This is a genomic window from Trinickia sp. (assembly GCF_051961175.1).
Taxonomy (GTDB): Bacteria; Pseudomonadota; Gammaproteobacteria; order Burkholderiales; family Burkholderiaceae; genus Trinickia.
The window spans coordinates 1-5,737 of record NZ_JBQCDN010000272.1 but is presented as its reverse complement, the minus strand read 5'-3'; the positions used below and the strand labels follow the sequence as shown (position 1 = coordinate 5,737).

At 63.9% G+C, this 5,737-nt stretch carries 5 protein-coding genes; 1 reads left to right on the top strand and 4 read right to left on the bottom strand.

Annotated elements, in window-relative coordinates; genetic code table 11:
• A partial coding sequence (locus ACTHL0_RS16045) for a CopD family protein (protein ID WP_440567796.1) occupies nucleotides 1-290 on the top strand: 290 nt, incomplete at its 5' end.
• A gap of 24 nt (nucleotides 291-314) precedes the next feature.
• Here ACTHL0_RS16045 and ACTHL0_RS16040 read toward each other — a convergent pair.
• From ACTHL0_RS16040 to ACTHL0_RS16025, 4 genes are all read right to left on the bottom strand, one after another.
• Nucleotides 315-1,580 carry a chromate transporter gene (locus ACTHL0_RS16040; protein WP_440567795.1) on the bottom strand — a complete coding sequence of 422 codons (1,266 nt, stop codon included), beginning with the start codon at nucleotides 1,578-1,580 and terminating at the stop codon, nucleotides 315-317.
• A 51-nt stretch (nucleotides 1,581-1,631) separates the two neighbouring features.
• The gene (locus ACTHL0_RS16035) at nucleotides 1,632-3,995 is read right to left on the bottom strand and encodes a bifunctional diguanylate cyclase/phosphodiesterase (protein WP_440567794.1); all 2,364 of its coding nucleotides are present in this window, start codon (nucleotides 3,993-3,995) and stop codon (nucleotides 1,632-1,634) included.
• A 361-nt stretch (nucleotides 3,996-4,356) separates the two neighbouring features.
• A complete protein-coding gene (locus tag ACTHL0_RS16030; protein WP_440567793.1) occupies nucleotides 4,357-5,241 on the bottom strand; it encodes a PhzF family phenazine biosynthesis protein in 885 nt (294 codons plus the stop codon).
• 21 nt (nucleotides 5,242-5,262) lie between these two features.
• Entirely contained in the window at nucleotides 5,263-5,727 is a 465-nt protein-coding gene (locus ACTHL0_RS16025) for a RidA family protein (protein WP_440535657.1), read from the bottom strand.
• Between the last annotated feature and the right edge of the window lie 10 nt (nucleotides 5,728-5,737).

The window sequence follows — 5,737 nt, the reverse complement described above, 5'->3', positions numbered from 1 at the left end:
TCGGCGCATCCGTGATCGCGATTCTGATCTCCGGCGGCTTTTTGATGGCGCGCTTCGGCGGCGCGCATGCGCCTTGGCAGATCCATCTCATGGCGGCGCTCAGCGTCGTGATGATGCTGATCTTCGGGCATGCGCGCTTCGCCGTCTTCCCGCGCATCCGTCGCGCCGTGCAAGCCCAACGCTGGCCGGACGGTGCCCGCGCCGTCGATGTCATGCGCCGGCTCGTGATCGCGAATCTCGTACTCGGCATGGCCACGATCATCGCCGCGGTGCTGTCGCGCGGATTTTAAAGGCCTTGAATCGGGCCTTGCATTTCAGATGTAGCCGAGCAGATGCGCTGCGCAATAGGTTGCCGCGACGATCGCGTACACCGCATAGACGGGCATTTTGAAGCGCGCGAGGCAGACGAGCGCGAAGGCGGCCGTGACGAGATGCGCGGGTGCGAGCGCCACATGCTCGCCGATATGCACAACCGCCGTCAGCAAAAACGCCGTCGTGGAGGCCCGTAGCACGCGCATGCCGTGTTCGAAGCGCGCGTTCGCTTCGAGGCGATGCAGGTGCCGCCGCGCGAAGACGATGAGCATCCCCGACGGCACGAACATCGATAATGTCGCCGTCACCGCGCCTGCCCAGCCGTGCACGAGATAGCCGAGAAACGGGATGACGTTGAGTAGCGGGCCCGGTGAGGCAGGCGAGAGTGCGAATGCCAGCGTAAACTCGCGCGTACTCATGCCGACCTCCGGCGTTTCGAACAGCGCCTTGAGCACGGGCAGCGCGGAAAATCCCCCGCCGAAGAGCGTCATGCCGGCGCCGGCCAGACGCGGCCAGAGGAGACGGCTCGCGTACTCGGGCGGCAACGGTGTCGCGAACAGGGCGATCAGCGCCAGCACAGCGAGTGCGAACAGCTTGTCCATTGGGCCGAGCGAGATCTCCAGCTTGCCGCCGCGCGCGGGACTCGCGAGCCATCCGGCCAGGAAGGCGGCCGTGAGCAGCAGCACGAACGAGGCTGTGCCGCGGATCGTCAACAGGACGATGCAGGCTAGCGCGGCTGCGGCCCATTCGAGTGGTTCGTGCACGAGCACGCGGGTTTGCCGATACCCGGTAATGCCGATGAGCACGGCGAGTACGACGGCGAAATGATCGATCAAGCCCGGCGCCGCGAGCGTGTGAATGAACGACGCCTGGTAGAACGTCGCCAACGCTGTCATCGTGCAAAAGAACGGCAGCACGGCAGCGATACCTGCTATGCAGGCGCCGATGCGGCCCCGCAGGGCATAGCCGACCTGCACGGCGACACTGCAGCCGACGGCCCCTGGCGTCATCCAGGAGAGTGCGACGAAATCGGAGTATTGGACTTGCGTGACGCGCCGTTCGCGGATGACATAGTGCAGTTCGAGCTGGGCCATCAGCGCAAGCCCGCCCCACGAAAGCGCCGACAGGGCGAAGACGACGCGAAACAGCGTCCATAGTGGCTCGGGGCCGGCGCTGCGCGCCGGTTCGGTATGCGCCCCTTCCTTAACGGTAGCGGCGGTGCGCGCGGCGCGTGAAGTGAGTCTTCGGCGCGTGTTCGCATCGGCCATCAGTCGGTCCTTCCGTTCGCTCCTGCATCGTGCGGGTGGGCGCCGATGCGTTTATGCGGATTGTTTGTTGGTGTTCGTGTTCGTGTTGTTCTGGTTTTTACCATACGCACCGAACGGTTCCTGCGTATCGCATACGCCAAAGCGCTCGAGCAGTGCCTGGATGCCGTCCGCGGGTACCGGCCGCGAGAACAGGAAGCCCTGCGCTTGAATATTGCCCAGTGCCGAAAGCCAGGCGATCTGCTCTTCGGTTTCCGTACCTTCGACGACGACGGTCAAGCCGAGCGAGCGCGCCAGATTGACGATCGCCGACACCATCACGCATACGCTGCGGTCGGCGGGAATGGCCTGAACGAACGACCGGTCGACCTTCAACGTATCGACCGAGAACCGGTTCAGGTACGACAGCGACGAATAGCCGGTGCCGAAATCGTCGAGCGCAATGCCGACGCCAAGCCGCTTGAGTGCGACGATTTTCTCGGAGACGAGCTCGGGGTACTCCATCATCGCCGTCTCGGTGATCTCCAGTTCGAGCCGATGGGCGGGGATGCCGGTGTCCTCGATGGCGCGCGAAATCGTCTCGTACAGATCGCCGCGCCAGAATTGCACGGCGGAAATATTGACGGCGAGCGAGAGCGATTCGTAGCCGTCGCGCTGCCACGCTGCCAGTTGGCGGCAGGCCGTTTCGATGACGAAGTCGCCGATCGGCACGATCAGGCCCGTCGATTCCGCCACCGGGATGAACTCGCTCGCGGAAATGACGCCTTGCTGCGGGTGGTTCCAGCGCGCCAGCGCTTCGAAGCCGGTAATGCAGCGGCGCGCGAGATCGATCTTCGGCTGATAGACGAGGAACAGCTGATTCTCGGCCAGCGCGACGCGCAGTTGCTGTTCCCACTGCATTAGATGATCGGCACGGTGCGACAAATGGGGCGAATAGAACTGGTAGCAGTTCTTGCCGGCGTCCTTCGCGCTGTACATCGCGAGGTCGGCCTTCTTCAGCAGATCGATCTCGCTCTCGCTGCCGACCGAGTACAGGGCGATGCCGATGCTCGCGTGCAGCACGAACGAGGTGCCGCGCACGTCGAATGGGTGCTCGAACGTCTCGCGCAGGTTTTCGGCCAGTTGCACGGCCTGGCGTTCGACGTCACCGCCCTTGAGCACGACGACGAATTCGTCGCCGCCGATCCGGGACAGCACGCCCGCGCCGCCCACGGCGTCGGACAGGCGCGAGGCGGTCATCTGCAGGACGATGTCGCCGGCGTTGTGCCCCAGCGTGTCGTTGACGGTCTTGAAGTTATCGAGATCGATGAACAGAATCGCGAGCCGCCCGACGTTGCCCGGATCACTGACGTCCTGCCGCAGGCCTTGCATCGTCGCGTAACGATTGCGCAGCCCAGTGAGCAAATCGTACTCGACGAGGTGTGTCATCTCGCGCTCGCGCCCCAGCAGCTTGCCGATGAGGCCTGTGGCGACGGCGAAGAAGCCGAGCATGGCCAGCGAGATGAAGCCCGCCATCAGCAGGTAGACATTGCGCGTGTGGTTGTAGTCGGCGAATTCTTCCGCCTCGGATAACCCGACGAGCACGCCCATCGGGTAGCCGTCGATGTGCCGGTACGAGACGATGCGTTTGACATGGTCGATCGGGTCGACCATCGTGCCGGAGACGTGCTCGGAGATGGGGTAGGTCCCGCTTGCCGAGAATGCGCCGGCCGGATCGCGGGCCATGCCGGTGCGGCGCGCGAGCACGGCGCCGGTATCGGAGATGACGGAGATCACGCCGTCCTTGCCGATCGCCGCGTTGTTGTAGAAGTCGCTCGTGAAGTAGCCCGGATCTTCAGACACCACCACGACGCCCGCGAACGAGCCGTCGGGATGATTCAAGCGGCGCGTCATCTGCAGCGTCCATTGGTGCGAGACGCGTCCGAGCACGGGCTTGCTGATGTAGAGCTGGTCGTCGTTCTCGTGCTCGTGAACCTTGAAGTGCTCGCGGTCGGACAGGTCGATCGGTGTCGGGTTGGGCTCGGCCGTGCTGGAGGTCAGAATGCCGTGCTCGTTGATGATCGACACCTGCACGAGCGTATCGCTTTGCACGACGCCTTTTTCGACCGTATTGGCCAAATCGAAGCGCTCCGGACTTTTCTCGTACTCGTACTTGACGAAGCGCGTGATCTGATCGACTTGGTGGATGGCTTTGACGGTGTGCTGCTCAAGGGCGGCCGAAAGGATCGCGGCCGACGCCGTCGCCTCCCGGTAGGTCGAGTCGCGCTCAACCGATAGCCGCGCCGAGATGACCGTCCACAGCAGCGCGAGCACGAGCACACCCAGCGCCGGGATCGCAATCAGCGCGCGACGGCGTGAGCCCGCGGCGTTCGATCGCGTACGGGCGTCTCTCGTGGAATGAAGCCGGGCGAAATTCATCGGGGCAGTGAGTGATTGGGCAGGCTTCGAATACTGCAGACTTTCCTCATCGAGGATATTACTGAATGGATAAAAATTAAGATAGCGTCCGTTTACCGGGTAAACGTTCGTCGCGGCAGGCACGATTTCGGCAATGGTATTCCCCTTTTGCCTTTACCGACGTCAAAGTAGCCCACGCACCCGCGCCTGGCAAGGCGCAAGCGTCGCGCAGGGCGTACGGAGCCCGGCCTTGCACGCGGACGCGCCAAGGCCGGATAGCTGAAATGGGTATTTCGCGCAGTGGAAGACGGGCAACGCCGCCTGTGGGGCGAGGCGCGCGGGCGGCGCGCTTGAGGTGCTGGCCGCCGTGTCGGGGGGGGCTTTAGGGCCGTTGGAAGGTGCCGTCAATGACGGTGGTTGAGTGCCCGCCGATCCAGATCGTGCCGCTGTCGTCGTACTCGACGCTCACACGCCCCGCGCGCCCGATCGCCGTGCCTTGCCGCACGGTATAACGTGCGGCGGGCCGGCGCCCGCGCAGGGCGAACAGACCGGCAAGGCCCGCATTGGCGCTGCCGGTGGCGGGATCCTCGTAGATCGCGAACTCGCTATCGACGACGATACAGCGCACTTCGAGCGTTGCCGGGCCGTTTGGCGCGTGGCGGGCATACAAAGCGAGCCCCGTCATGCCTGCTTTTTGCACTATCCGCGCCATGGCGGCGGAATCGGGTGCGATCGACACGCAAGCCTCAGGCGTTGCGACGCCTACCGCCAACCAAGGGGTGCCGTTGTCGATGCAGCAGGGTGGCATATCGACGAAATCGATCTCATCGCTGCGCAGCGCGGCTTTTAGTGCTTGAAAATCTTCAACATCGAGTGGTTCGATGCGCGCGGCCGGCGCGGCGAATGCCATCGAACCGTCCTCGCGCAGGGCGACGTCGATGCATCCGGCGCCGCATTGCTGAACGAGCCGGCCGGGTTGCCGCGGCCGATACCCGGTTTCGATCAACGCGTGCGCCGTGCCGAGCGTGGGATGGCCCGCGAACGGCAACTCGTAAGCCGGCGTGAAGATGCGCACGCGATAATCGGCCGAAGGATCCGTCGGCCGGCACACGAATGTCGTTTCCGACAGATTCGTCCAACGGGCGATCGTTTGCATCTGATCGTCGGTCAAGCCGTCGGCGTCGAACACGACGGCCAGCGCATTGCCTTTGAAAGGCACTTGCGAGAACACGTCGACTTGCTTGAAGCGGACTGGCTGCATGGTCATCGGCGTGCTCCGCATGAGGGCTCAGGCGACTTCGGCGATCAGCTCGATCTCGACGCACGAGCCGGTCGGGATCTGCGCCACGCCGAATGCGGACCGCGCATGTTTGCCGGCATCGCCGAAGATCTCGCCGAACAGCTCCGATGCGCCGTTCGTGACGAGATGCTGCTCCGTATATTCGAGCGTCGAATTCACGAGGCTCATGACCTTCACGATGCGCTTGATGCGGTTCAAGTCGCCGGTATGCGCGTGCAGGGTGGCGAGCAGATCGATAGCGACCGAGCGAGCGGCCACCTTGCCTTCGTCGGTCGTCATGTTCGCGCCGAGCTTGCCGACCCAAGGCTTGCCGTCCTTCTTGGCCGTGTGGCCCGATACGAAGACAGTGTTGCCCGTCTGCACGGCCATGACGTAGGCCGCTGCCGGCGTGGCGCTGGCGGGCAGTTCGATGCCCAGTTGCTTGAGCTTGTCGTAGACGTTTTGGTTTGCCATGTCGGTTCCT

Excerpts from the sequence above, each read along its gene's own strand:
- ACTHL0_RS16040 (WP_440567795.1), bottom strand. The coding sequence starts at position 1,580 with ATGGCCGATGCGAACACGCGCCGAAGACTCACTTCACGCGCCGCGCGC.
- ACTHL0_RS16035 (WP_440567794.1), bottom strand. The coding sequence starts at position 3,995 with ATGAATTTCGCCCGGCTTCATTCCACGAGAGACGCCCGTACGCGATCG.
- ACTHL0_RS16030 (WP_440567793.1), bottom strand. The coding sequence starts at position 5,241 with ATGACCATGCAGCCAGTCCGCTTCAAGCAAGTCGACGTGTTCTCGCAA.
- ACTHL0_RS16025 (WP_440535657.1), bottom strand. The coding sequence starts at position 5,727 with ATGGCAAACCAAAACGTCTACGACAAGCTCAAGCAACTGGGCATCGAA.